Origin of the sequence: Paenibacillus sp. FSL R7-0216, assembly GCF_037969915.1 — a bacterium.
GTDB classification, from domain to species: Bacteria; Bacillota; Bacilli; order Paenibacillales; family Paenibacillaceae; genus Fontibacillus; species Fontibacillus rhizolycopersici.
The window spans coordinates 4,715,258-4,737,300 of sequence record NZ_CP150222.1 but is presented as its reverse complement, the minus strand read 5'-3'; the positions used below and the strand labels follow the sequence as shown (position 1 = coordinate 4,737,300).

Below are 22,043 nucleotides of genomic sequence, written 5' to 3'. Positions count from 1 at the left end.
CTTTAATTTTTATTTTATCTCTAAAAACAGGCATGATCCCCTTCTAATTTATAATATATCCAATATCTTCCTGTGACAAGCTCAATCTATTTGGACGCCATTTAGCCGCTCGCTGAAGGTCTCCCCCGAATCGACGTGGCCCCGATTAATGGATTCCCACAAATAGAGCGAGGCAATGGAACCGTAAGACGGCCACCGCGTGGCGGCTTGCTGCAAGTATTTACGGTCAGCGCGCTCTTCCATGTCGTACACCCATTTGGCAGCCCTCTGTAGACCGGCATCCCCGTAGGACACAACATGCTCCCGGCCCAGGGCGAAGATGAGGAACATTTCTGCCGACCAGCGACCGATGCCTTTGATGGAGACAAGCTTCTCAATGACCTCCTCATCGTTATGCTCCTGCAACCTGTCGAGGTCAATTTGCCCGGATCGTACTTTATCGCTTAAATCCTTCAGGTAGGCGACCTTTGAAGCGGACAACCCGGCCGCCCGCAGGTCGGTGTCGCTTTGGGCCAACAGGGCGGCCGGGGATAGCTCCCCGGCCAGCTCGATGACGCGGCCGCGAATGGTGGAAGCGGCCTTGACCGAGATCTGCTGGCTGATGATGGATCGAGCCAGCTCCGTGAACAAGGGGCCTTGCGGTTTGGTTGCAAGGCTTCCGATCAGGGCGATCAGCCGGCCCATCCGGGGATCGGCGCTGGCTAGCGCCTGGACCCGGCGTTCGTTCGGGTGCAGCTCGAATACGGGTTTCCCGTGGTTCATGGGATAACCTCCTTCAGTTTGGATTCTCCTCCAGCAGCGTCACGTACTGCTGGAGGAGTTCGTCGGCGCGGAGCTGCAGGGCGTCTCGCCGCTCCTGCAGCTCCGCGAGCCGCGCGGCGTCGCAGGCAGCCTCCGGTGCCTGCATTGCCGCGTCCACCGCCGCCAGCTCCGCTTCGGCGGCGGCGTAGTCGGCCTCCAGCTTGCGCACGGAGGCCGGGCCCGCCCCGGGCTTGCGCGCCGCTCCCGCGGCCGCATCGCCCCCCGCGCCGGCGGCGCTTGCCGCGGCACCCGCACTCGCGCGCGGCGCGTCCGTGCCGCCGGCACTGCCGCCCGTGGCGGCCGGGCCCGCTGCGCCGGGCCGATCGGCCGCGCGGCCCGCAGGCCCCGCGTCCCCGGTGGCGTCGGTCTTCCGGGCGAGCTCCGCCCGGTAATCCTCGTATCCGCCGAGGGAGACGGTCAGGCGGCCGCCCGCCAGCGCCCACACCTGCCCCGCTACTTTATTGATGAAGTAGCGGTCATGGGACACCGCAAGCAGCGTGCCCGGGTACTCCTCCAGCGCCTCTTCCAGCGCTTCGCGCGAATCGATGTCAAGGTGGTTGGTCGGCTCGTCGAGCACCAGCAGGTTAGGCTTCCGGTACATCAGTACCGCCAGCCGAAGCCGTGCCCACTCGCCGCCCGAGAGACTGCTCACCTTCTTGAACACATCGGCGCCGTAGAACAGGAAGCGGGCCAGCTGCCCGCGGGCTTCGCCCGCTTCGAGACCGATCTCGTCGCGGAAATATTGCAGCACCGTCTCGTCATGATCGGCGGGGGCGGCCTGCTGGGCCAGGTAACCCGGTTCGATGCGCGAGCCGAGTCGGACTTCGCCCTCCTGCGGCGGTTCCTGGCCCAAGATATTCTTGAGCAAGGTACTTTTGCCTGCTCCGTTGTCGCCGATCAGCACGGCCGCCTCGCCATAGCGCAGCGTGTGGGTCAGGCCGCGGTACAAGACGCGCCCGCCGCGGGCGTCGCCTACCTCCTTGAGGACGATCGCGTCCTTGCCGGAGCGATCCGCATGATCCAGCTCCAAGCCGATGCGTTTACGTTCCAGTATCGGCCTTTTGAGTTTGACCATACGGTCTAAGGCTTTTTGCATCGAAGCCGCCCGTCGATGAAAGCCCGGATTCGGCGGGTTTGAGCGGTTGCCCCACTCGATTAACTGTTTGATCGTTTCCTGCATCTTCTTGATCTTCTTCTGTTGCTCCTCGTAATCGGCAAACTGCTGAAGCAGCCGGCGTTCCTTCTCCTCTTTGTAGTAGCTGTAGTTGCCGTGGAACGTGAAAGCTTCTCCGTCCTCCAGCTCAATGATTTTGCCGACAACGGCATCGAGGAAATAGCGGTCGTGGGAAATGACCACGCAGGTTCCCGGAAACGCACGGAGGTATCCCTCCAACCACTCTGTCGCCGCCATGTCTAAATGATTCGTGGGCTCGTCGAGCAGCAATAGATCCGGCTCCCGCAGCAAAATCACCGCTAAACCAACCTTCGTCTTCTCGCCGCCGGACAGCGAGGCGAACGGACGGGCGAACTGCTCCTCCGAGATGCCGAGACCACCGGCGACCCGGAAGATCGATGTATCGATGTCGTAACCGCCGCCGCGTTCGAACGCCTCCTGCACCTGGCCGTATAGCTTGAGAAGCGAATCTAACGCTCCGGATTCACCGCCTCCCGCCATGTCGGCTTCCAGCCGCCGCATCTCTGCTCCCAGGCTACGAAGATCCGAAAAGGCTCCAAGCAGGACGTCGTACACCGTTTCTTCCCGAGAATAATCAGGGATTTGCGCCAAACTTCCGATTCGGGCATTCCTTCGAACCGATAATAGCCCTTGATCCGGCCGCTCGCTGCCGGACAGCAGCTTCATCAGGGTGGTCTTCCCCGCACCGTTGCGGCCAATCAGCCCGACCGTGTCGCCAATTTTAATTTCGAACGTTACATCTCTCAGCACCAGCTCGGCACCGTAATACTTCTGTATATTTTGACTCTGGATCATCATGAACCGTAATCTCCTTCAGTCCCATGCCGTCCATACAAAAAAAGAAGGCAGCAGGAAATCCTGCTGCCTTCAAAGCTCACGCGTAAGTGAGGTTAAGGTAGGAGCGGCATTTCGCAATTTGGTTTGGATATCGAGTTTCCGAAAAAGGACAGACTTCTCCCATTGTCGGCTGCTGCATGAACATTGCCAAACATTGCCATCGGCAGTTGGCTCACTCGACTCCACGCAAATTTGCGATCCACTCTACCCACCTCCTTCACGAAATAATTACGACAATTATATTCGTAAACTTTTGGGAAATCAAGTCTTCATCTATTGAGCATACTAAGGCAGAAAAAACATTTGACGATTCGTAGCGAAATGTGTAATATTCAATTAAACCTAGTTGTTTTGTAGGGAATTAAAATACGAAATAGATAGATGGGGGATGAGCTCGATGAAAAAATGGAGTTTACTATTATTGACGCTGGTGTTGACCGTGGTGGTTGCAGCCTGCGGCAACAACAATAATACAAATAATCAGGCGGCAGGGAATGAAGGGGCGAGCCAAGGCAGCGCAGGGAATGCGGCCAATGAACAGCCGGCGGAAACCAACTCGCTGGAATCCGTGAAAGCCAGCGGCAAGCTGCGGATCGGTACAGAAGGAACCTATGCGCCATTTACGTTCCATGATAAGGATGGCAAGCTGACAGGCTTTGACGTAGAAATCGCCGAAGAGGTCGCTAAACGGTTGGGAGTGGAACCTGAATTTATCGAGACGCCGTGGGATGGTATTTTTGCCGGACTAGATGCCAAACGGTTTGACGCCGTGTTCAACGAAGTGACGATTCGGGATGATCGTAAGGAGAAATATGATTTCTCGGATCCTTATATCGTATCCCGCGCTGTATTGATCGTCCCGGAGGACAACGAGGATATTAAGGTTTTCGCCGATTTGAAAGGGAAGAAAGCCGGACAGTCCCTAACCAGTAACTTGACGGATATCGCGAAGGAGAACGGGGCGGAAATCGTTGCGACGGAAGGCTTTAACCAGGCCATTGACCTGCTGTTGTCCAAACGGATCGACGCGACGGTGAATGACGGCTTGTCCTTCTTGGACCTGAAGAAGCAAAGACCGGACGTGAAGCTGAAAGTGGTAGACGAAATGCCGGATGCGGCGGAGAGCGCGGCCTTATTTAACAAAGGCAACGAAGAACTGGTGCAAGCGGTAAACGAGGCGCTGACGGCCATGAAATCCGACGGGGCTTACTTGAAAATCTCGGAGAAATACTTCGGAGCAGACGTTTCGAAATAAGTGCTTAAACTACGGATGCGGCCCGCAAGGGCCGCTTCTTTCGGAAAAGGATGCTTGAGCGATGGATGAACGCATTTGGAATATTATCGTGGACTCTTTTCTGCCTCTGCTCAAAGCAGGGGTAGCTTTTACGGTACCGCTAACGTTGATCACGTTTGCGCTAGGGCTGGTGGTGGCTGTCCTGACCGCGCTTGCGCGGTTGTCGAGCATCGGGCCGCTGCGGCAGCTCGCCAGATTCTACGTTTGGATTATTCGGGGGACGCCGCTGCTTGTCCAGCTATTTATCATTTTCTACGGTCTTCCGTCGATCGGCATTATACTGGACCCGTTTCCAGCGGCAGTGATCGGTTTTACGCTCAGCGTCGGCGCTTACGGCTCGGAAATCGTGCGTGCGGCGATCCTGTCCATTCATGAAGGTCAATGGGAAGCGGCTTATTCCCTGGGGATGACCCGGCTGCAGGCGCTGCGGCGGATTATATTGCCCCAGGCTTCGCGAGTTTCCGTACCACCGCTGGCCAACTCCTTCATCAGCCTGGTCAAGGATACCTCGCTGGCCGCCACTGTCACGTATACGGAGATGTTCCGTACGGCTCAGCAAATCACGGCGACGACCTATGAACCGCTGATTGTTTACACCGAAGCGGGCTTGGTCTATTTATTCTTCAGCACCATCCTTTCGGCGCTGCAAAATCGGTTAGAGAAGCGGCTGGATCGCTTCACTGCCCGATAAGGAGGCCTGACAATCATGATACAAATCCAAAATTTGCACAAATCGTTTGGTACGCAAGAGGTACTAAAAGGGGTAGATCTTGAGGTACAGCAAGGTAAAGTGCTGGTGATCATCGGGCCTTCCGGCTCAGGGAAAACAACCCTACTGCGCTGTCTGAACCTGCTGGAAACTCCGACAAAGGGGGTTCTCCGGATCAGCGACGTCCAACTGGAATTTGGCGAAGGCCGTAAGCCGAAGCCAAGCGAAGTGCTGGCCCTGCGCAAGAAGACCGGGATGGTGTTCCAGGCCTATTACTTATTTCCGCATATGACGGCGCTCCAGAACGTGATGGAAGCCCAGGTTCAGGTGCTGAAGAAGAGTAAGGAAGAAGCGCGCCGGGTCGCCTTGGAGCTACTGAATAAGGTGGGGCTGGGCGATCGGGCCGATTTCTATCCGCATCAGCTATCAGGCGGACAACAACAGCGGGTTGGGATTGCGCGAGCCATGGCCGTAAGCCCGGACGTGTTGTTATTTGACGAGCCCACATCGGCGCTGGATCCGGAGCTAGTCGGCGAGGTGTTGAAGGTGATGAAGGAGCTGGCGCGAGAGGGCCGGACCATGGTTGTGGTCACCCATGAGATGAAGTTCGCCGCCGAGGTTGCCGACCGGGTTGTGCTCATGGATGAGGGCATCATCATCGAATCGGGGACGCCGGACCAGGTACTGAATCACCCATCCAGCGATCGGGCACGATCCTTCCTGAACCGAATTGCGCAGAGGGAAATCGAATAACAAAGAGGGGGCGGAGTTCACATGAACTCCGCCCCCTTTTGATGTTCTTAGCGAATGCGAATGTTACCGGAAGTCGCCCGAACCTTGATCAGGTCCTGCGTCTGGCGCAAGGAATCCGGAGCCGTGGTATCCCCGGATGCGGTATGCAGGTCATAGAACCCCTTGAACTGCGCATCGGTTGATAACGTCGCATTACCGGAACCTACGTAAATGTCCAGGTTATCCGAACGTTGTTCCGACAGAGTAATATTTCCAGAAGTTGCTTTGAAGCTACCGTCCCCCGTAAACCGCTCGAATCGGATATTTCCCGAACTGACTGTAGCTTGGACGTTCCCTTGCACCTGGTTGGCGGTGATATTGCCAGAGGTCGATTTTGCGGTTAATACACCTTCTAGTTTATCGATACGGATGTTTCCAGAAGTCAACTTTATCTCTGTATTTCCTTGAATGTTCTCCGCTGTAATATTGCCCGACGTACTGGCCAATTTCAGCTGACCCGCCGTGACATTCTCTGCGCGGAGATTTCCAGAGCTGATGGACAAGTCGATGTTGCCGGCGCGAAGACCGCGGAACGTACCGTTGCTGGAATTGGACTTGTAGTCGATCCGATCCAATTCGCTCCTGTCGCTTAGCGCTACAGTGATCCGCTGCTTGGTGGACTGGAAGTTGACCGAGAAGAAGCTCCAGTCGAAATCATCCTGCAGATCTAACTTCAGCGTGTCTCCGGAGATTTGAGTTGCTTTCAACGTGTCGATCGTCTTCTGTTCCATATTCCCGCTGATTTCCACGTAATTCGTCCCGTCGGGGCTGTCGATAAACTCCAACTCAACGTCATAGTCGCTACCGACAAGCAGCGTCTTTAACGCGCCTGATTCAAAAGCCCATTTCTGCTGGTGAGTTGGTAGTTGTCCCCCAAAATCAAAGTGCTGGTAAGCCATGCCGGCAAATCCGGCCAAAATCAGCAAAATTCCAATGAACGACCATCTCTTCGTATTCATGCCTAGTGATCCCCTTTCGCCACCCGGACATTCCAGCGCAGGTAAGCGGCGCTCAGCCGGAGCAATCCTTTATAAACGTATCGCGTGACGACAGCAAGCAAAATGCCTAATCCGACGGCTGCGACCGAGGCAAAGATTTTTGCTGTGAAAATATCCCCATGCCATATATACTCAAGTCCGAGAAGCAGGGGACTGATTATTCCAGCCGCTGCACTGGCCGCTAGGCTGACGGCTACGGCCCAGAAGGAGATCAACAGCGGAACAACGATGATATTCATAAAGAACAGGCCGATGTAAACCATCACGCTGGCAAATCCGCTGCGTTGCCGGACGCCGCCCCCGTTCCCATAAACTCCTGAATTTGTAGAGGCAACTGGAGCATCCGGCACCGCAGCGGGCTCCGCACCTCCAAACCAGTACACATGCTCCCGAGGCACGTAACGGTTGCCAATGGCCTCCTTCGCCAGCTCCGCCGGGTCGCCTAACTCCAGAACGATTTCTTCCTCGGTCCGGCCGCTTTCCAAGCCAAATGCGAAGTGGGCCTCATAATCCTCTAGCAATTCGTTTTGCTCCTCCGGTGGGAGAACCGACAAATGGGCCCGGAGATTCGCCAAAAACTCGCTTTTATTCATAAACGGCTTCCTTTCTCGATTAATGTCGAAACATTGTGCACGAACTGTTTCCACTCTACGACAAGTTTCTGGGTGTACGCTTCGCCTTCGGGAGTCAGCTTGTAATATTTACGCGGAGGTCCGCCTGTGGATTCTTGCAAGTACGTTGTGCAATAGCCTTCACTGACCAGTCTGCGGAGCAGAGGATACAGGGCTCCTTCGGCTACTTCGATATGCTTCGATACCGATTGGGCCAGCTCGTAACCATACCGGTCGCGGCCTTGGATCAACACCAGCACGCATAGCTCCAAGGCGCCTTTCTTAAACTGGATGCTGATATCCAACCATGCTTCGCCTCGTTTCCTCTGAAATTGAATGTTCGTTTTTGTGATTCACTAGTACTGATCATTGATTAGTATCTCTGAAAGCATAGTACCATACGGTACTGATTAAAGCAAGGTAGTGAATAAAAAAAGGCATCTGTTCCGCTTGTTCCCTTTACGTTCCAGGAAACCGGTTGGACAGATGCGCTTCATAGCATGTTCAGAAAAGCCTAGGATCGGTGTTCTCGCTGGTTGGTGGATGTACCTAAAGGGCTTGCCGTTCGTTAACTTGGTGCTTGCTCAGGCTGTCGATGGAGACGAGGGAGCGCTTCGGTAGCCGGCCCTTCGATCACTTCGCCTTTGTAATCGAATCTGGATCCGTGGCAAGGGCAGTCCCACGAACGTTCCGCCTCGTTCCATTTGACCTCGCAGCCCATATGGGTGCAGGTCGTATCAAGCAGATAGAGCAGCCCGTTCTCGTCACGGTACGCCCCGGCTCGTTTGCCTTGGTGCTTCACGACGCCGCCTTGACCTGGAACGAGGTCCTCAGGTTTCAAGTGAACGATTTCGATTTTGCCGGTTACGAGTTCTTTGGCTACATCTGCGTTCTGCGTCACGAAATGCTTGATCGAGGGGTCCGCTTTAAACCGGGATGGGGTAAACAACTCGGCATAACGGTTCTCCTTCTCCAGAATGAGGTCTCGGATCATCATCGCGGACAACGCGCTGGTGCTCATTCCCCATTTATAGAAGCCCGTGGCAACGTAAATATTCGGATGTCTAGATGTAATCCGTCCGATATAAGGTACTCCATCCAGCGTGACTAAATCCTGCGCTGACCAGCGAAACGGAATGGACCGGATTCCCAATGTCTCGCGTCCGAATCTCTCCAGGGCTTCGTAGGACTGGAACGTACAGTCGTTTTTGCCGGTCTTGTGGGACTCGCCGCCGACGAGGACAACCTCTTTCCCGTTCAGCTCGGCGGAACGGAGCGAGCGCTTGGGGGAGCCGCAGTTGATGTACATTCCGCCAGGGTAAGCCTTCTCCGGTTCGATCGCGACGACATAAGAACGTTCCGCGTGCAGCCGGGTGAAGTAGAACCCCATTCCATCAAAGAACGGATAATGGGAAGCGGATACCGCATGGTGGCAAACGATGTGCCGCCCGTCTTCCGTGGTTAATCGAAGACGTCCGTCCGCCTCCGGTTCGGCGGCATCCTGCAGCGTTGTACTCTCATAAACGGAGCCGCCATGGGACGTGATATACGCGAGCAACTCTTTCAAGTAGTGCAGCGGGTGAAACTGTGCTTGATTTTTCATCACGATAGCACCTTTGGCTTTCAGCGGCAAATGGAGAGAATCCCGCCATTCCCCGGGTAGACCCAATCGTTCGTAAGCTTGCCATTCGGTTTCTAGCTTTTGGAGCTGCTCTTCCGAATCCGCATACAGATAAGCGTCCTCTTGGCGAAACTGACACTCGATCTTCCGTTCCTCGATTGTCTCGGTCATCCAACGCAATGCTTCCTCATTGGCTTCGAAATACAATTTTGCGCCTTCCTCACCGAAGTGGTTGATCAGCTTGTCGTAGATAAGACCGTGCTGAGCCGTGATTTTTGCCGTCGTATACCCGGTCGTGCCATCCAGGATTTTGCCGGCCTCTAGGATGGCGACTTTTACGCCGGCTTGTACTAGTAAATATGCGGTGGTGATCCCGGTGATCCCGGCCCCGACCACGGCCACTTCTGTCTCAATGTCCTCATTTAGCTTACCGAAGTCCGGCAAGGGTGTCGTTTTTCGCCACATCGAATCCGGGAACCGCGGAAGTCCACCGGACATGAAGGGGATTTCCTCCATTTTAAGCTTCCTCCTGTCAACTTGTTCTCCTGATAATAGGGAGCCGTTTCGGATACATTATTTCCCGCTCTAGTTCAGAAAAACCGCCGAATCGACGAAGGTTGTTGACTTCGGTTCCTGTCGCATGAAAAAGGCAGGAGAAGCAAATAATGGAGATAAGATATGCAGAACAGGAGTTGCTAATATGCTGCGCCACCTTTCCCGAGGCCGTTCCGGCCGGCAGAACAAAAGCAACGCACAATCCCAAATCACCGGTGACTTGCAGCAAATGCTGGATCGCGTCTTAGAGGAGTCCGGTCATAGCCCCGATATCGTCATTCGCCATCTCAAGCTAGGGGGGCCCGTTCCGGTTCCTGTGGAGGCTGCGATCGTTTATCTGAATGCCCTCAGTAACCAGCAAATGATCAATAACTTTGTGATCAAACCGCTAATGGGGCTGGAACCCGAGAAAGTTCACGCGTACAAGGCCGATCGGCTCATGAAATATATCCTCGAGAATGCGCTCAGCCTGGGAGAAACCTCGGTCGTGAAGGAATGGAACGACATTATGATGGCTGTCTTATCGGGGGACACCGTGCTGCTGGTGGAGGGGAGCGATCAAGGGATCGTCACGGGTACGGCGGGCGGGGAATGGAGAGCGGTTAACGAACCGACGTCGCAACTGGTCGTGCGTGGCCCCAAAGACAGCTTCGTCGAATCGATCGCGACGAACATCTCCCTGATCCGGCGCCGCATCAAATCGCCGGACCTATGGCTGGAGTCGATGAAGATTGGGTCCGTCACCCATACCCATGTGGCGATGATGTACATGAAAGGCTGCGCCGATCCTAATTTGGTGGAGGAAGTTCGGAGCCGATTAAAAGGAATTCGAATCGATGGCGTCCTGGAGTCGGCTTATATCGAAGAGTTTATTCAGGATAAGACCTTCACTCCCTTTCCGACAATATTCAATACGGAACGGCCGGATGTCGCCGCCGGGAATCTACTCGAGGGCCGGGTTGTTATCCTCGTTGACGGTACACCCTACACGCTGATCCTGCCGACCGTATTTGCCCAGTTCATGCAATCGCCGGAGGATTATGCCCAACGGTTCGACATCAGCATCCTGATGCGCATCATTCGTTACATCTGCTTCGTGATCTTGCTGCTCGGTCCTGCGGTATATGTTGCTCTGACCACCTTCCATTATGAAATGATCCCTACGCTGCTGCTGGTTAGCTTAATGGCGCAGCGCGAGGGGGTGCCGTTTCCTGCCTTCGTGGAGGCGATCATTATGGAGGTCGTGTTTGAGATCTTACGGGAGGCGGGAGTAAGGATGCCGCGAGCGATCGGTCAAACCGTGTCCATCGTTGGTGCGTTAATCTTGGGTCAGGCGGTCGTCGAAGCAGGGATCATCACGCCGATCATGGTGATTGTCGTAGCGTTGACAGGGATCGCGAGCTTTGCTTTACCCTCCTACAACTTGTCTATCGCAGGCAGGCTGTTCCGCTTCTATTTTCTCCTTTTGGCTGGTCTGTTTGGGTTTTACGGGATTACGCTGGGGCTCATCTTGATGGTTGCACATATGAACAGCATCCGTTCATTTGGCGTACCGTATCTGTCGCCGTTTAGCCCGTTTGTACCGCAAGCCCAAAAGGATGTGATTCTGCGGTTGCCGATTTGGATGCATGGATGGAAACCGCTGATGACTTCAAGCCAGCAGGATATAGAGAAAACTCGGGAAATTAAACCGCAGGGTTCGGGCAAATCCAAGTCTAGCGAGGATCAGACAGATTCCAATGAGGAGCAGAAGGATCGGAAGCAAGGCGGCAGCGGCAGCCCTGAATCGAGACGAGGAAAGCAGGAGGAGCCGAATGAGAATTAAAGGTTTATGGTTAATTGTCATTCTTTGCGCCATGCTGCCCCTATCCGGTTGCTGGGATGCGAAAGAACTGAACCGTCGGGCGGTTGTGGCCGGAATCGGAGTCGATCTGGCTCCCGGGAAGAAGGATTATTTCGTCTCCTTTCAAGTCATTATTGCCGATGAAATATCCGGAAAAACCGGGAGAGGCGGAACCCCGACCATGGTGTATAGTGCCCAAGGACGTTCAATTATGGAAGCAACCCGCAAGGTGTCTATGCTAGTGCCGCGCCAAGTATCGACCGCCCACACCCGGATTATCGTTATATCGGAAGAGCTGGCTCGCCAGGGGATTTCCGATATTGTCGACTTTCTGGACCGGGATTCGGACATCCGTCTCACGGCCAAAATTTATGTGGCGAAAAAGGAAGCACGAGCGCGTGATATCCTCTCCGGGCTTTCGGCTATGGGAAAGATCTCCGCGTATACCCTTGCTCAAAAAACCGACATCTCCTCTCAGGAATACAGCTCCCATTATCCAATTGAAATCGATGACGTGATTCGGGATATTCTGGTTCCCAACTCGGGTCCGATCATTAACGGCGTTGATATTTTGGGAAATGTCGAAGATGCTCGAAAAAAAAGTAACTTGGAGAAAACGGACGCCCTTGGCCTTCTTCGGATGTCCAATTTGGCGGTGTTTAAAGGGGATCGGTTAAAAGGTTGGTTGAATGAGGAAGAAAGCGTGGGGCTAGTCTGGATCAAAGGGAAGCTTAACAAGACATCGATCGTGATCACACCGGATGACCTGGGAGAAATCACGCTGGACGTACGTAGAAGCAAGACCTCGATGCATGTGTCTCTCAAGGATCCGGAACATCCCGTCGTCTTGGTGAAGGTCACGGCCCAGTTGTCGGTTCGAGAAATGGACAGCACCATCGATTTGCGCGACCCGGCGGCCTTGAATGATTTGGAGACCTATGTTAATCAGGAAATCAAAAAGAAAATGAAAGCGGCCGTCGACAAGGCCCAATCCCTGAATAGCGACATCTTTTGCTTCGGACAGACGCTCGAACGTCAGCATCCAAAGGCATGGAAGCAATTGAAAGGGCAATGGTCCGATCTCTTCCCCGAGCTGACGGTTGAATACCACGTCGATTCGATTGTCCGCAATTCCCAAATGAGGGACCGCTCCTTCAAGTACGATATGAACCAAGAATAGGAGGCGGGATACGATGGAAACTACGAAGTTCAGCCCGTTGCAATTTTTCTCCCTGCTCGTTTTGTTCCAACTGGGGACCGCTCTGGTTGTTAATCTGGGCCTGGAAGCACGAAAGGACGCCTGGATCGCCGTATTGACCGGTATGATAATCGGAATGCTGCTCTATCTAGGGTACGCCTTCCTGTACACTTCGTTTCCGGATAAGTTGCTCACCCAATATAGCCGAATTCTATACGGTAAATATGTGGGCGGGGCGATTGGTTTTGCTTACACAGTTTTTTACATGAATAAGGCCTCGCGCGATTTGATGGACGGCGGATTGCTGGTATTTGCCTCGACCCTGAAGGAAACCCCGCTCTTCATCATCAATACGATGATGATGCTGACCGTCGTCTACGTCCTGCATAAAGGGGTCGAAGTGCTAGCCCGAACCGCGTTTATCCTTCTATGGGTCGTTTTTCTCATCGGGATGATCATCTTGCTGCTGGTGTTGTTTTCCGGAATCCTGGATTTCACACGGATTCTTCCGGTGCTCAGCAACGGAGTTCAGCCTGTGCTGAAATCCGTCTATCGCCAAAACTATCAATTTCCGTTTGGGGAGATTATATGCTTTACCATGATCATGCCTTTTTTGAGCAATCAAAAAGCGGGGCTACGAGCGGGACTCCTATCCATCCTGTTGTCCGGCCTTATTTTGTCGGCAACGGTGGTGATAACGATTTCGGTGCTTGGCGTGGAAATCGCGGGACGTTCGATTTTTCCGCTGCTGACGATGGTCGGTAAGGCCTCCATAGGTGACTTTGTTCAACGGATGGACATCTTAGTGGTGATGGTGCTGATCATCGGCGACTTTTTTAAAATCTCGGTGTACTTTTATGCCGCGGTGATCGGGATTTCGGACCTCATGCAGATTCCCTACCGCAAAGTTCTGTATCCGCTGGCCTTAATCGTGTTGTTTTCTTCGTTAACCATCGCTCGAACCTATAGTGAGCACGTTAAAAAGGGCGGGGATGTCTTATATAAAATGGATCCGTTATTTTACGTTATTCTGCCCGCTGCTCTGATTATTGCTGCCTTGATTTATCGATTCCGCTCCCGTAGGCAGGCCGGAGCCTGAATCTTTAAGCGCCGTAGAGGAGTCATTGCCTGCCGAGGCGGACAACGATTCTCCGTGTAAGCCTAACTCTTTGCTAGGGTTTTGGCTCCCTTTCCGTTTACGGCTTACGAGATGTAGAATATCCGGCACAATCAGGAAGAGGATCAGGATATAGGCAAAGATGCGTTCGGCCGGATCCGTCAATGAATAGTTCCAGTTAATGAGGAAATTATTCCATGGAAGCCCGATTAGTACATCAACGTAAACGGTGTATCCTATCGTAAACGCGGCAATCAGGAAGGTAATCAGATATTTTCGAATCAGCATGGAGGAACGCTCCCTCGTCAATAGGTGATATGGTGTGGTTTTAGTATGGGGGAAAGCACTATGGAACATGCAGGGAATGGGGAATATCGAGGAATTGACGGATCCTAAAATAAGACTTATACTAATTCTAAAAATAACTACAGGGATTGATGAGATATGAAGGCCTTAAATTTGACGACTCAGCGTCAAGCGGTATACGATGTCGTCCGCAACGCCAGCGACCATCCGACGGCAGCGGAAGTCATGAACCGTTTGGTTGAACGAGGATATAATTTCGCTTATGGTACGGTCTACAACTCGCTGCGGTATTTGACCGACAAGGAACTGATTCGCGAGTTGAAGCTAGGTGAGGCGGCCAGCCGGTATGATGCGAAGCTCGACGATCATCAGCATATCCTGTGCGAGGTATGCGGCCGCGTGGATGAAGTGATGTCTCATGTGCCGGAGGAATGGAACCATACTGTGGCTAAGGAAACGGGATATGATGTACACCACGCCCATGTCGTATTCGGGGGGGTGTGTCCGAATTGTCAGCAGAAGAAGTGATTAAGGAAAGCATTTCCGGTAAAACCGTGCCCATTCGCAGGCCAGCGGGAGTCGAGGTTGCTGAGCAAGAGGAGACAACATCCGAACGCGTGGCATGTCCGGTCACGCAACGTGTCATTCTGATCAGCCCGTTCCCGAGCGATGTTCATGAACTGGTTCGAGATTTATCCGAAAATTGTTTTGACGTCCTCGTATTCCATCACTGGGAGCAAGGGATTCGCAACGCCTTGGCGGCTGACTTGTTGATCTTCGATCTGACCTCCTACCGGGAGGATGAAGAAATGGCGGCAATCCGCGCACTTGTGGGGCAGGAAACCGGCGGGACTCCATCGCTCTTACTTGTTAGAGAATCGATGCTGGGGCAACTGGACCAAGGCTTGATGAACCAGGAGCTCCTGGTATGGCCAACTCGGCCGATGGAGATCGTTTACCATACGCAGCGAATTATTCGCAGCAGCGGACCGCGGCCGTTGTCATCCCGTCTGCTCGCCGGCACGTCACCTGCGATCTTCAAGGATTTGTGGATCGACCGTAAGAAAATGGCCGTTTATCGGAGCGGCGCTAAAATTGAACTGACCAAAACGGAATACGAGCTGTTGATCAAGCTGCTTGAGCAGGAGGGGACGGTGTTGTCCCGTGAAGAGCTTCTATCTGAGGTTTGGGGGACTTCTTTCCTTGGAGGCAGCAATGTCGTCGACGTTCATATCAAGAGTCTGCGCAAGAAGCTAGGGGATAACGCGACGAACCCGACCTACATCACCACGGTCCGTGGGGTCGGTTATCGACTGGCTGATTAAGGCACTATCGGGTTTTAAACGAAACCGTTTGTCAAATGACAAACGGTTTTTTTGATATTCAAGAGTCAGAGGAGCGAGTATAATTTTGGTTATAAACCTATTAATATGTCGAAAGAAGGATCTGCTATGAAAAAACGCGTAAGGCTATCACTGTTACTGACAACCATTTTTGTGGCTATCATCCCATGTATTCTAGATGTGGTGCTGAACGGTGAAATCGAGCCGACCTGGTATCTGATTGCGGGCATATCCGTTGTACTAGCGGCCTTCGCGGCTTGGTTTACGATTCGTATGATTGCCGTTCCGCTTGATCGTTTGACGGAAACCACCCGCCAAATCAGCGAAGGGGATTTGACCAAACGCGTAGATTATTTGAATCGGCCTGATGAAATCGGCGCTCTGGCGAACCAATTTCAACGGATGGTGGACCATCTTCGGGGGATGATCGTAAACGTCCGAGATACGACGAATCAGGTTGTGTTATCATCTGAGCAGCTGTCGGCCGGGGCAGAGCAGACAACCAAGGCGATCGAGCACGTGACGGTGTCGATTCAGGAGATGGCGGCCAGCAGCGAACGGCAGCTGTCGGAGCTTGAAGCCGGGGCCCTTGGCATGGGAGAGATGTCCCACCAGGCCAGCATGATGTCGGAGCAAATTCATGCCGTTAGCGAAAGTATGGAGAAGACGACCGCAGCTGCAGAGGAAGGGAACTCTTCCGTACTGAGCGTGGTGGAGAAGATGGAGCGCATCCAGCAAACGGTTGATGAACTGGGAGAGGTCATTCAGGCGTTAGGTCTGCATACGGCTAACATCGGCGGGATCATCGAAGTAATTACAGGCATTGCCCAGCAAACCAATCTATTGGCGTTAAATGCCTCCATTGAAGCCGCCCGGGCCGGTGAAGAAGGCCGGGGATTTGCCGTGGTTGCTTCGGAGGTACGCAAGCTGGCAGAGGGCTCCGAGCAATCCGCGAAGCAGATTGCTGAGCTGATCGGCAGCGTTCAAGCTGAGGTTGAGCGGGCGGTTGGTTCCATGGAGGACGCTAAGCAAGGCGTTCAGGAGGGGATTCTCGCCGTTGATACTTCCGGACGATCCTTCTCTCGGATTCGCAAGGCGGTTCGCAGCGCTGCCGACAAGATGGAAGGAATCGTCGCAGATGCCAAGGGAATGGCCGCCGGGACTGAAATTGCAAGGGAATCCATTAAAGGAAGCCGGCAGGTATCCGAGGAGCATGTGGGTAATACTCAATCTATCTCCGCCGCTGCTGAGGAGCAGCTCGCTTCCGTCGAGGAGATCGCGTCCTCCGCTGCCGATTTATCCCGAATGGCCGAACAATTAAAGGGTATCGTGGACAAGTTCCATGTCGATATGAAGTAATCGATCATTTTTTCTTACATCGCTCTTCGGCGGATCGCCGGGGGGCTTTTTTTATCTACATAGATTTCCCCAAATGGTACATTCTACATCATGACAACGACGAATCGGCAGAGTGGCAAGGAGTGTGCCCATGAAAACCAAGGAACGTAAACAAGAAGATAAAATCAGCCGAGATTTGGCGGTAAACATCAAGCAAGTGAAAAAGGTATTTCAGGACTGCTCCGACGTGATCTACCGCGAGCTTCAATTGACCGAGCAGATTCGGGGGTTACTGGTTTACATCGAGGGGATTATCAAGGTCGAGGATGTTCAGCAGCACATTCTGCGTCCGTTGATCGAGGGTTTGGCCCAACATCCGCAAGCGGAGGGGGACATCTATCCGTTGTCGTTCACGCGAGTCTCCTTGAGCCAAGCACAGTCCGCCACCGACTGGCCGGCGGTGATTAACGGAGTGCTGACGGCGAATGTCGCCATTTTTGTCGAGCGAATGGAAGAGGTGCTGCTGTTCAGTGTAAAAGGCGGTTCGCGGCGGAGCGTTACGGAACCGCAGACCGAAGCGGTGATCCGCGGCCCGCGCGAAGGATTTACGGAGTCGCTCCGGATCAATACCGCCTTAGTTCGGTTCAAAATCAAAACGGAAAAGCTGAAGCTGCTTGATATGGTGATCGGTAAGGTGACCAAGACAGACGTCGCGTTAGCCTATATCGAAGGCTTAGCCGAGGAGAAGCTGGTCGCCGATGTGAAGGAGCGATTGGAGAACATCGATATCGACGGGATCTTGGAATCCGGATACATCGAGGAATGGATCGAGGATAATCCATCCTCCCCGTTTCCGCAGATGCAGTATTCCGAACGTCCTGACTCGGTAGCTGCCCAATTGTTGGAGGGCAGAGTGGCCATCTTTGTGGACGGTACGCCGTTTGTGCTGATCGCGCCAGTAACGTTATGGCAGCTTCTGCAGGCCAGCGAAGATTACTACGAACGGTTTTTCATCAGCAACATGATCCGTTGGATTCGGTTCTTCTTCCTGTTCCTGGCCTTGTTCCTGCCGAGTCTGTACATTGCGGTAACTACGTTTCATCAGGATATGCTTCCATCGACCTTGATCTTGAGTATCGCGGCCTCCCGGGAAGCAATTCCTTTCCCCGCCTTGGTAGAGGCTTTTATTATGGAAATCTCGTTTGAGGCGCTGCGTGAAGCCGGTATCCGGCTGCCGAAGACCGTGGGCCAAGCGGTCAGCATCTTGGGCGCGCTGGTGATCGGACAAGCCGCCGTACAGGCCGGGATCGTATCCGCCCCGATGGTCATCGTCGTCTCATTGACGGGAATCGCTTCCTTTACAGTCCCTAGGTTTGGCCTCGCGGTGACGGTTCGTATGCTGCGATTTCCGCTCATGCTGCTGGCTAGCGCATTCGGTCTGTTCGGTATTGTGATTGGAGCGGTCTGGATCGTTGTTCATCTGACGCAACTCAAATCGTTTGGCGTTCCGTATATGAACGGGATCGCCCCCTATGATCGCGGGGATACGAAGGACATCTTCAGCCGGGTACCGATGTGGAAGATGAAGAATCGGCCTTCCGACGCTAGCGGGAACAATACGCGACGAATCGGAAAATCCAGACCATTGGGGAGTGATTCCAATGAGGGTTGGTAAACTCATTCTAGCGATCTTACTTCCTGCGCTCGTACTGACAGGCTGTTGGGATCGCATCGAAGTGAACGATGTGGCCTTTGTACTAGCCACCTCGACGGATCTAGATCAGGGCCAGATCCGCTCCACCGCCCAAATCGCCTTACCCAGCTCCTTTGGCGGCGCGGGCAGCCAAGGCGGAGGAGGTGGGACCTCAGGCAGCAAGACTTACCTGATGGTGTCCCAAACGGCTCCGACACCGTATCAGGCCAATAAATCCATGCAGAGCAATTTATCCCGGATCCTTAACTTTTCTCATCGTCGCGTAACGATTTTTGGAGAAGAGTTCGCCAAATCGGGGATCGGTGAGATGGTTGATGCTTACGCCCGGTTTCCGCAAAACCGACTAACGACTTACATCGTACTGACCCGCGGCCCGGGTTATAAATTGTTGGGAGTCGACGCTCCCATTGAGCAATCGCCCTCGGAAATGATCCGGGAACTGACCAAATCGGCAATGAAGGACCCGGTTTGCATTCAAACCATGGCCAACACCTTGCTGACGGAAGGCATCGATTTAGCCATCCCCGTCATGGAAACCAAGGAGAGTATTCCGAAGAAGGTCGGGGATGGGCAAAGCTTGGTCAAGTTGGACGGGCTAGGGATGTTTCGTGATAGCAAGCTGGTGGGTTACTTGAACTCGGATCAAACCCAAATGGCTTTGATGGCAATGGGCCAAGCGATAAACCCCAAAGTGACGGTCACGGTCGATGAGAAGCGGCCGAATGAGGCGGTTACGATCGTGCTAACCCAAACCGGAGCGAAAATCCGACCTCACCTAAAGGGTTCCGCCATTTCGTTTGATGTTAAGGTGAAGGCTAAAGGATTGATCCTGGAGAATACGACCCGCCAGAATATTCAGTCGACGATGATGGGGATCGTCGAGAAACGCTGCAATGAGATGATTAATGAGGATATTCACGCCGCGATCAGTGAGGCGATACGCAAGAACCGGTCCGATATTTTCGGCTTCGGCGTTGCCTTGAATAATAAGTACCCTAACGAGTGGAAGAAGATTCATCATCGTTGGCATGACCTGCTGCCGGAAGTTGAGGTCAATGTCAGTTCCGATATCCGACTGGAAAGCAGCGGTGAAATCATCAATTCGTTTGGAGTGAGGGAGGATCGTCTCGAGAATGACTAGTACCCATATTTCGTTGCTGCTGTTGATCGCCTTCAGCTTCTGGCGGGACAAAGAGGCACTAAGGGAAGGAGGGGCGCTGAGCCGTTCTGTGTTCTATACCGTTATGGCGGTTTCCTTCTTGATTTTGATCTATACCTCATGGGTAACCGGCCCCTTCAATCCCGTGGATTGGCTGGGCAGGGCGTTAGCGCCTCTTGCCTTCGCCAAACCCTAGAGCTCGCGTATGAAACCTCGAGGAGTGAAGCCTTGTAATGAAAATAACCAAACGGCAAATTTTTCTGCTTGGACTCTTGTGCATCGGGTCGATTACGTATATGCAAACCTTCTCGATGGTCAGTCAAACGGCGCATCAACATGCGTTTATCTCCTATATCGCCAGCGGATTGGTTTGTCTCTTCGCGTTGTGGCTCATTTCGTTCACGCTAAAGCGGTTCTCCAATCGTAATTTATTGCAGGCTTTAACAGAACGTTTTCCGATTATGGGCCGGGTACTGCTGGCGCTGTACCTGCTGTTCCTGTTGTTTATCAGTGCGAGGGATATTCGAAGCATCGCCGATTTCACGAATACGGTGCTGCTCAATCGCACGCCGATTCCGATCCTCGGTTTATTGGTTACCGCGACGGCGGTTTATATCTGTCAAGGGGGGATCCGAGCCTTTTTAGGGCTTAGCGAGGTCTATGTTCCCATTTTCATCTTGGTGCTGGGTTTCGTGATTCTGGTGTTGGCGAGGGATTTTCACCCTCAGTATCTCATTCCTTATTTCTCGCCGGATTGGACAGGCATCCTGAAGGGAGCCTGGTGCACCTTCCCTTATCAGGCCGAGATTCTAGTGCTCCCGCTCGTCATCTCCGGCAAATATTTTAAGGCATCCGCAGGCTACATCAGTCTGGCTGTGGGCACGGGAATGATGATCGTCTTGCTGCTCCTGACGCAGCTTGTTCTCGGTGTGCCGTTGTCAGGGAAGCTGATTCATCCGGGCTACGAGATGATTCGCCACATTCAGATTACCGATTTCATCGACCGCTTCGACTTACTGCTGATGGCCCTATGGTATCCGATGGCGCTGGGGAAAATCGCTTTTGATCTTTACGCATTATGTTACACGCTGCAAATGGTCGTTCCCAAGTTGTCCGGCCGTTTGATGACGGCCCCTGTCGGGGCGTTTGCCTTCGCCTGCTCCATCTGGTTCTTCAAAAACGCCCTGCAGCTCTTTGATTTCAATTTTGTTTGGCCGGTCATTGCCATCGTCTTTGACTTAGCTTTTCCGATTCTGTTCTTTGCGTTGCTTCGACCGCGCCGGAGTAAACCCGAACCGAAGGCGGGATAATCCGCAATTTACTTCGCCCTCTCCCTCGTATAAGCTGAAGGTAGTAGAAATAGGATAAACTTGGGAGGTAGACGATGGCACGGAGACTGGAAGGGAAAAGAGTCGCGCTGACAGGGCCCCGTCGTGCGGAGGAATTAGGTAAGCTGGTGGAAAACATGGGCGGTACGCCGCTATACCGTCCGGCACAGGGAACCGTGTTGTTGGACGATGTAGCCTTGCGAAACGGCATTGTCGACTGGGTGGAGCATCCGCCGGAATGGTCCATTTTTACGACAGGGATGGGCTTGGACGCATTGTTTGATATGGCCGGGGACATGGGCGTTGCCGAACGTCTACGAGATCATCTTCGGGCGGGAAAGATTGCAGCGCGAGGGTACAAGACCGTGAATGCCCTGAAAAAGCGAGAGTTAACCCCGATCGTCCGCGACGACGACGGGAGTACAGAGGGACTCATTCGTGGACTGTCGGAATATCAACTGCGCGGAGCCAGCGTGTTGTTGCAACTGCATGGGGATCCGGCCCCGCGTTTGGTCGCCTGGCTGGAGGAACAGGGGGCGCAGTGCCGTCAGCTTCTGCCGTACCGGCATATCGCTCCGCCTACCCCAGAGCTGGAGCAGCTCTTGAGCGATATCCTAGCCGGCGAGGTGGATGCCGTGACGTTTACAAGCGGACCGCAGGTGCGTTTTCTGATGGAGCATGCGGAACGTCAGGGACAGCTCGAAGCCTTGATGGCGGCGCTGGAGGGGCCGGTGCTGGCGGTGGCCGTCGGCAAGGTGACGGCCGCGGGTTTGTACGAAGCGGGGGTGCCCCGGGTACTGGCGCCCAAGGAGGAGCGGATGGGCAGCATGATCGTTGAGTTGGCCCGATATTATGCGGGCGATGCCGAGCCGCTCTTCAAGGCCAAGCACGGATAGGATGCACACCAAGCCTGATATTGGGTAATGATAAGTGTAGGCAATATCCAAACCTCGGATGGAAAGGATGATGGGCAATGAGCGATTTACTGAAAAAAGCGATTTCCCTGGGATGGGGTTTGACGATCACGAGTAAGGAGAAAGTCGAGAGTATCGTGGATGACTTGGTTAAACGCGGTGAACTGGCCCCTTCCGAGTCGAAGCAACTCGTGGAGAAGCTGATTGATCGCGGTGCCGAGGAGCAGGGCAAGTTCAAAGAACTGGTGAATGAGCAGGTTCGGTCTGCACTGCAAGGGATGGGTCTGGCCTCGGCTAAAGAGGTGGAGGAATTAACGCGGCGAGTAGCAGAGCTGGAGATTAAGCTCGCCGAGATGCAGCAGCCGTAAGC

General features: G+C 53.6%; 22 protein-coding genes. 15 read left to right on the top strand and 7 right to left on the bottom strand.

The window, feature by feature from the left end:
- Nucleotides 1–81: 81 nt before the first annotated feature.
- Together MKZ15_RS21795 and MKZ15_RS21790 are read right to left on the bottom strand one after the other, a co-directional pair.
- Nucleotides 82–762 carry a DNA-3-methyladenine glycosylase gene (locus tag MKZ15_RS21795; protein ID WP_339818104.1) on the bottom strand — a complete coding sequence of 227 codons (681 nt, stop codon included), beginning with the start codon at nt 760–762 and terminating at the stop codon, nt 82–84.
- A 13-nt stretch (nt 763–775) separates the two neighbouring features.
- Nucleotides 776–2,794 carry an ABC-F family ATP-binding cassette domain-containing protein gene (locus MKZ15_RS21790; protein WP_339818101.1) on the bottom strand — a complete coding sequence of 673 codons (2,019 nt, stop codon included), beginning with the start codon at nt 2,792–2,794 and terminating at the stop codon, nt 776–778.
- A 436-nt stretch (nt 2,795–3,230) separates the two neighbouring features.
- On the opposite strand from MKZ15_RS21790, the gene MKZ15_RS21785 reads away from it, so the two are divergent.
- The 3 genes from MKZ15_RS21785 (at nt 3,231) to MKZ15_RS21775 (ending at nt 5,589) form a co-directional block, all read left to right on the top strand.
- Nucleotides 3,231–4,088, top strand: coding sequence for an amino acid ABC transporter substrate-binding protein (locus MKZ15_RS21785; RefSeq protein WP_339818099.1), 858 nt, complete (start codon nt 3,231–3,233; stop codon nt 4,086–4,088).
- Between the two features lie 61 nt (nt 4,089–4,149).
- Nucleotides 4,150–4,818 carry an amino acid ABC transporter permease gene (locus tag MKZ15_RS21780; protein ID WP_193417071.1) on the top strand — a complete coding sequence of 223 codons (669 nt, stop codon included), beginning with the start codon at nt 4,150–4,152 and terminating at the stop codon, nt 4,816–4,818.
- Nucleotides 4,819–4,833: 15 nt separating this feature from the next.
- The gene (locus MKZ15_RS21775; RefSeq protein WP_213622244.1) at nt 4,834–5,589 is read left to right on the top strand and encodes an amino acid ABC transporter ATP-binding protein; all 756 of its coding nucleotides are present in this window, start codon (nt 4,834–4,836) and stop codon (nt 5,587–5,589) included.
- A 47-nt stretch (nt 5,590–5,636) separates the two neighbouring features.
- On the opposite strand, the gene MKZ15_RS21770 is transcribed toward MKZ15_RS21775, so the two are convergent.
- From MKZ15_RS21770 to MKZ15_RS21755, 4 genes are all read right to left on the bottom strand, one after another.
- On the bottom strand, nt 5,637–6,587 hold the full coding sequence (locus MKZ15_RS21770; protein WP_155608872.1) for a DUF4097 family beta strand repeat-containing protein: 951 nt from the start codon (nt 6,585–6,587) through the stop codon (nt 5,637–5,639).
- Nucleotides 6,588–6,589: 2 nt separating this feature from the next.
- Nucleotides 6,590–7,219 (bottom strand): DUF1700 domain-containing protein, encoded by a 630-nt coding sequence (locus MKZ15_RS21765; RefSeq protein WP_193417073.1) that lies wholly within the window; start codon nt 7,217–7,219, stop codon nt 6,590–6,592.
- Nucleotides 7,216–7,542, bottom strand: a complete 327-nt coding sequence (locus tag MKZ15_RS21760; protein WP_155608870.1) for a PadR family transcriptional regulator — start codon at nt 7,540–7,542, stop codon at nt 7,216–7,218. The genes MKZ15_RS21765 and MKZ15_RS21760 overlap by 4 nt, the downstream gene beginning before the upstream one ends.
- 263 nt (nt 7,543–7,805) lie before the next feature.
- Complete coding sequence (locus MKZ15_RS21755; RefSeq protein ID WP_339818091.1) at nt 7,806–9,374, bottom strand: FAD-dependent oxidoreductase; 1,569 nt, start codon at nt 9,372–9,374, stop codon at nt 7,806–7,808.
- A gap of 184 nt (nt 9,375–9,558) precedes the next feature.
- Here MKZ15_RS21755 and MKZ15_RS21750 point away from each other — a divergent pair, with 184 nt between their 5' ends.
- Genes MKZ15_RS21750 through MKZ15_RS21740 form a run of 3 tightly spaced genes read left to right on the top strand, consistent with a single transcriptional unit; the run spans nt 9,559 to nt 13,553 of the window.
- Nucleotides 9,559–11,238: a spore germination protein gene (locus MKZ15_RS21750; protein ID WP_339818089.1), complete on the top strand. Its 1,680-nt coding sequence runs from the start codon at nt 9,559–9,561 to the stop codon at nt 11,236–11,238.
- Nucleotides 11,228–12,436, top strand: coding sequence for a Ger(x)C family spore germination protein (locus MKZ15_RS21745; protein WP_213622241.1), 1,209 nt, complete (start codon nt 11,228–11,230; stop codon nt 12,434–12,436). Before MKZ15_RS21750 ends, MKZ15_RS21745 begins: the two co-directional genes overlap by 11 nt.
- A 13-nt stretch (nt 12,437–12,449) precedes the next feature.
- The gene (locus MKZ15_RS21740; RefSeq protein WP_339818086.1) at nt 12,450–13,553 is read left to right on the top strand and encodes a GerAB/ArcD/ProY family transporter; all 1,104 of its coding nucleotides are present in this window, start codon (nt 12,450–12,452) and stop codon (nt 13,551–13,553) included.
- Here the strand turns inward: MKZ15_RS21740 and MKZ15_RS21735 are convergent.
- Nucleotides 13,470–13,859, bottom strand: a complete 390-nt coding sequence (locus MKZ15_RS21735; protein WP_339818083.1) for a hypothetical protein — start codon at nt 13,857–13,859, stop codon at nt 13,470–13,472. The two genes, MKZ15_RS21740 and MKZ15_RS21735, sit on opposite strands and share 84 nt — an antisense overlap.
- 156 nt (nt 13,860–14,015) lie before the next feature.
- On the opposite strand from MKZ15_RS21735, the gene MKZ15_RS21730 reads away from it, so the two are divergent.
- The 9 genes from MKZ15_RS21730 (at nt 14,016) to MKZ15_RS21690 (ending at nt 22,041) form a co-directional block, all read left to right on the top strand.
- Nucleotides 14,016–14,405, top strand: coding sequence for a transcriptional repressor (locus MKZ15_RS21730; protein WP_155608864.1), 390 nt, complete (start codon nt 14,016–14,018; stop codon nt 14,403–14,405).
- Complete coding sequence (locus MKZ15_RS21725; protein WP_155608863.1) at nt 14,387–15,202, top strand: winged helix-turn-helix domain-containing protein; 816 nt, start codon at nt 14,387–14,389, stop codon at nt 15,200–15,202. Before MKZ15_RS21730 ends, MKZ15_RS21725 begins: the two co-directional genes overlap by 19 nt.
- Before the next feature lie 126 nt (nt 15,203–15,328).
- The gene (locus tag MKZ15_RS21720; RefSeq protein ID WP_155608862.1) at nt 15,329–16,579 is read left to right on the top strand and encodes a methyl-accepting chemotaxis protein; all 1,251 of its coding nucleotides are present in this window, start codon (nt 15,329–15,331) and stop codon (nt 16,577–16,579) included.
- Nucleotides 16,580–16,709: 130 nt separating this feature from the next.
- Complete coding sequence (locus MKZ15_RS21715) at nt 16,710–18,233, top strand: spore germination protein (protein ID WP_339818081.1); 1,524 nt, start codon at nt 16,710–16,712, stop codon at nt 18,231–18,233.
- Entirely contained in the window at nt 18,220–19,413 is a 1,194-nt protein-coding gene (locus MKZ15_RS21710) for a Ger(x)C family spore germination protein (RefSeq protein WP_339818079.1), read from the top strand. The genes MKZ15_RS21715 and MKZ15_RS21710 overlap by 14 nt, the downstream gene beginning before the upstream one ends.
- Complete coding sequence (locus tag MKZ15_RS21705; protein ID WP_155608858.1) at nt 19,406–19,627, top strand: hypothetical protein; 222 nt, start codon at nt 19,406–19,408, stop codon at nt 19,625–19,627. Before MKZ15_RS21710 ends, MKZ15_RS21705 begins: the two co-directional genes overlap by 8 nt.
- 37 nt (nt 19,628–19,664) lie before the next feature.
- A complete protein-coding gene (locus tag MKZ15_RS21700) occupies nt 19,665–20,741 on the top strand; it encodes an endospore germination permease (RefSeq protein ID WP_193417079.1) in 1,077 nt (358 codons plus the stop codon).
- 74 nt (nt 20,742–20,815) lie between these two features.
- On the top strand, nt 20,816–21,655 hold the full coding sequence (locus tag MKZ15_RS21695) for a uroporphyrinogen-III synthase (RefSeq protein WP_339818075.1): 840 nt from the start codon (nt 20,816–20,818) through the stop codon (nt 21,653–21,655).
- Nucleotides 21,656–21,732: 77 nt separating this feature from the next.
- The gene (locus tag MKZ15_RS21690; protein ID WP_339818073.1) at nt 21,733–22,041 is read left to right on the top strand and encodes a phasin family protein; all 309 of its coding nucleotides are present in this window, start codon (nt 21,733–21,735) and stop codon (nt 22,039–22,041) included.
- Nucleotides 22,042–22,043 lie beyond the last annotated feature (2 nt).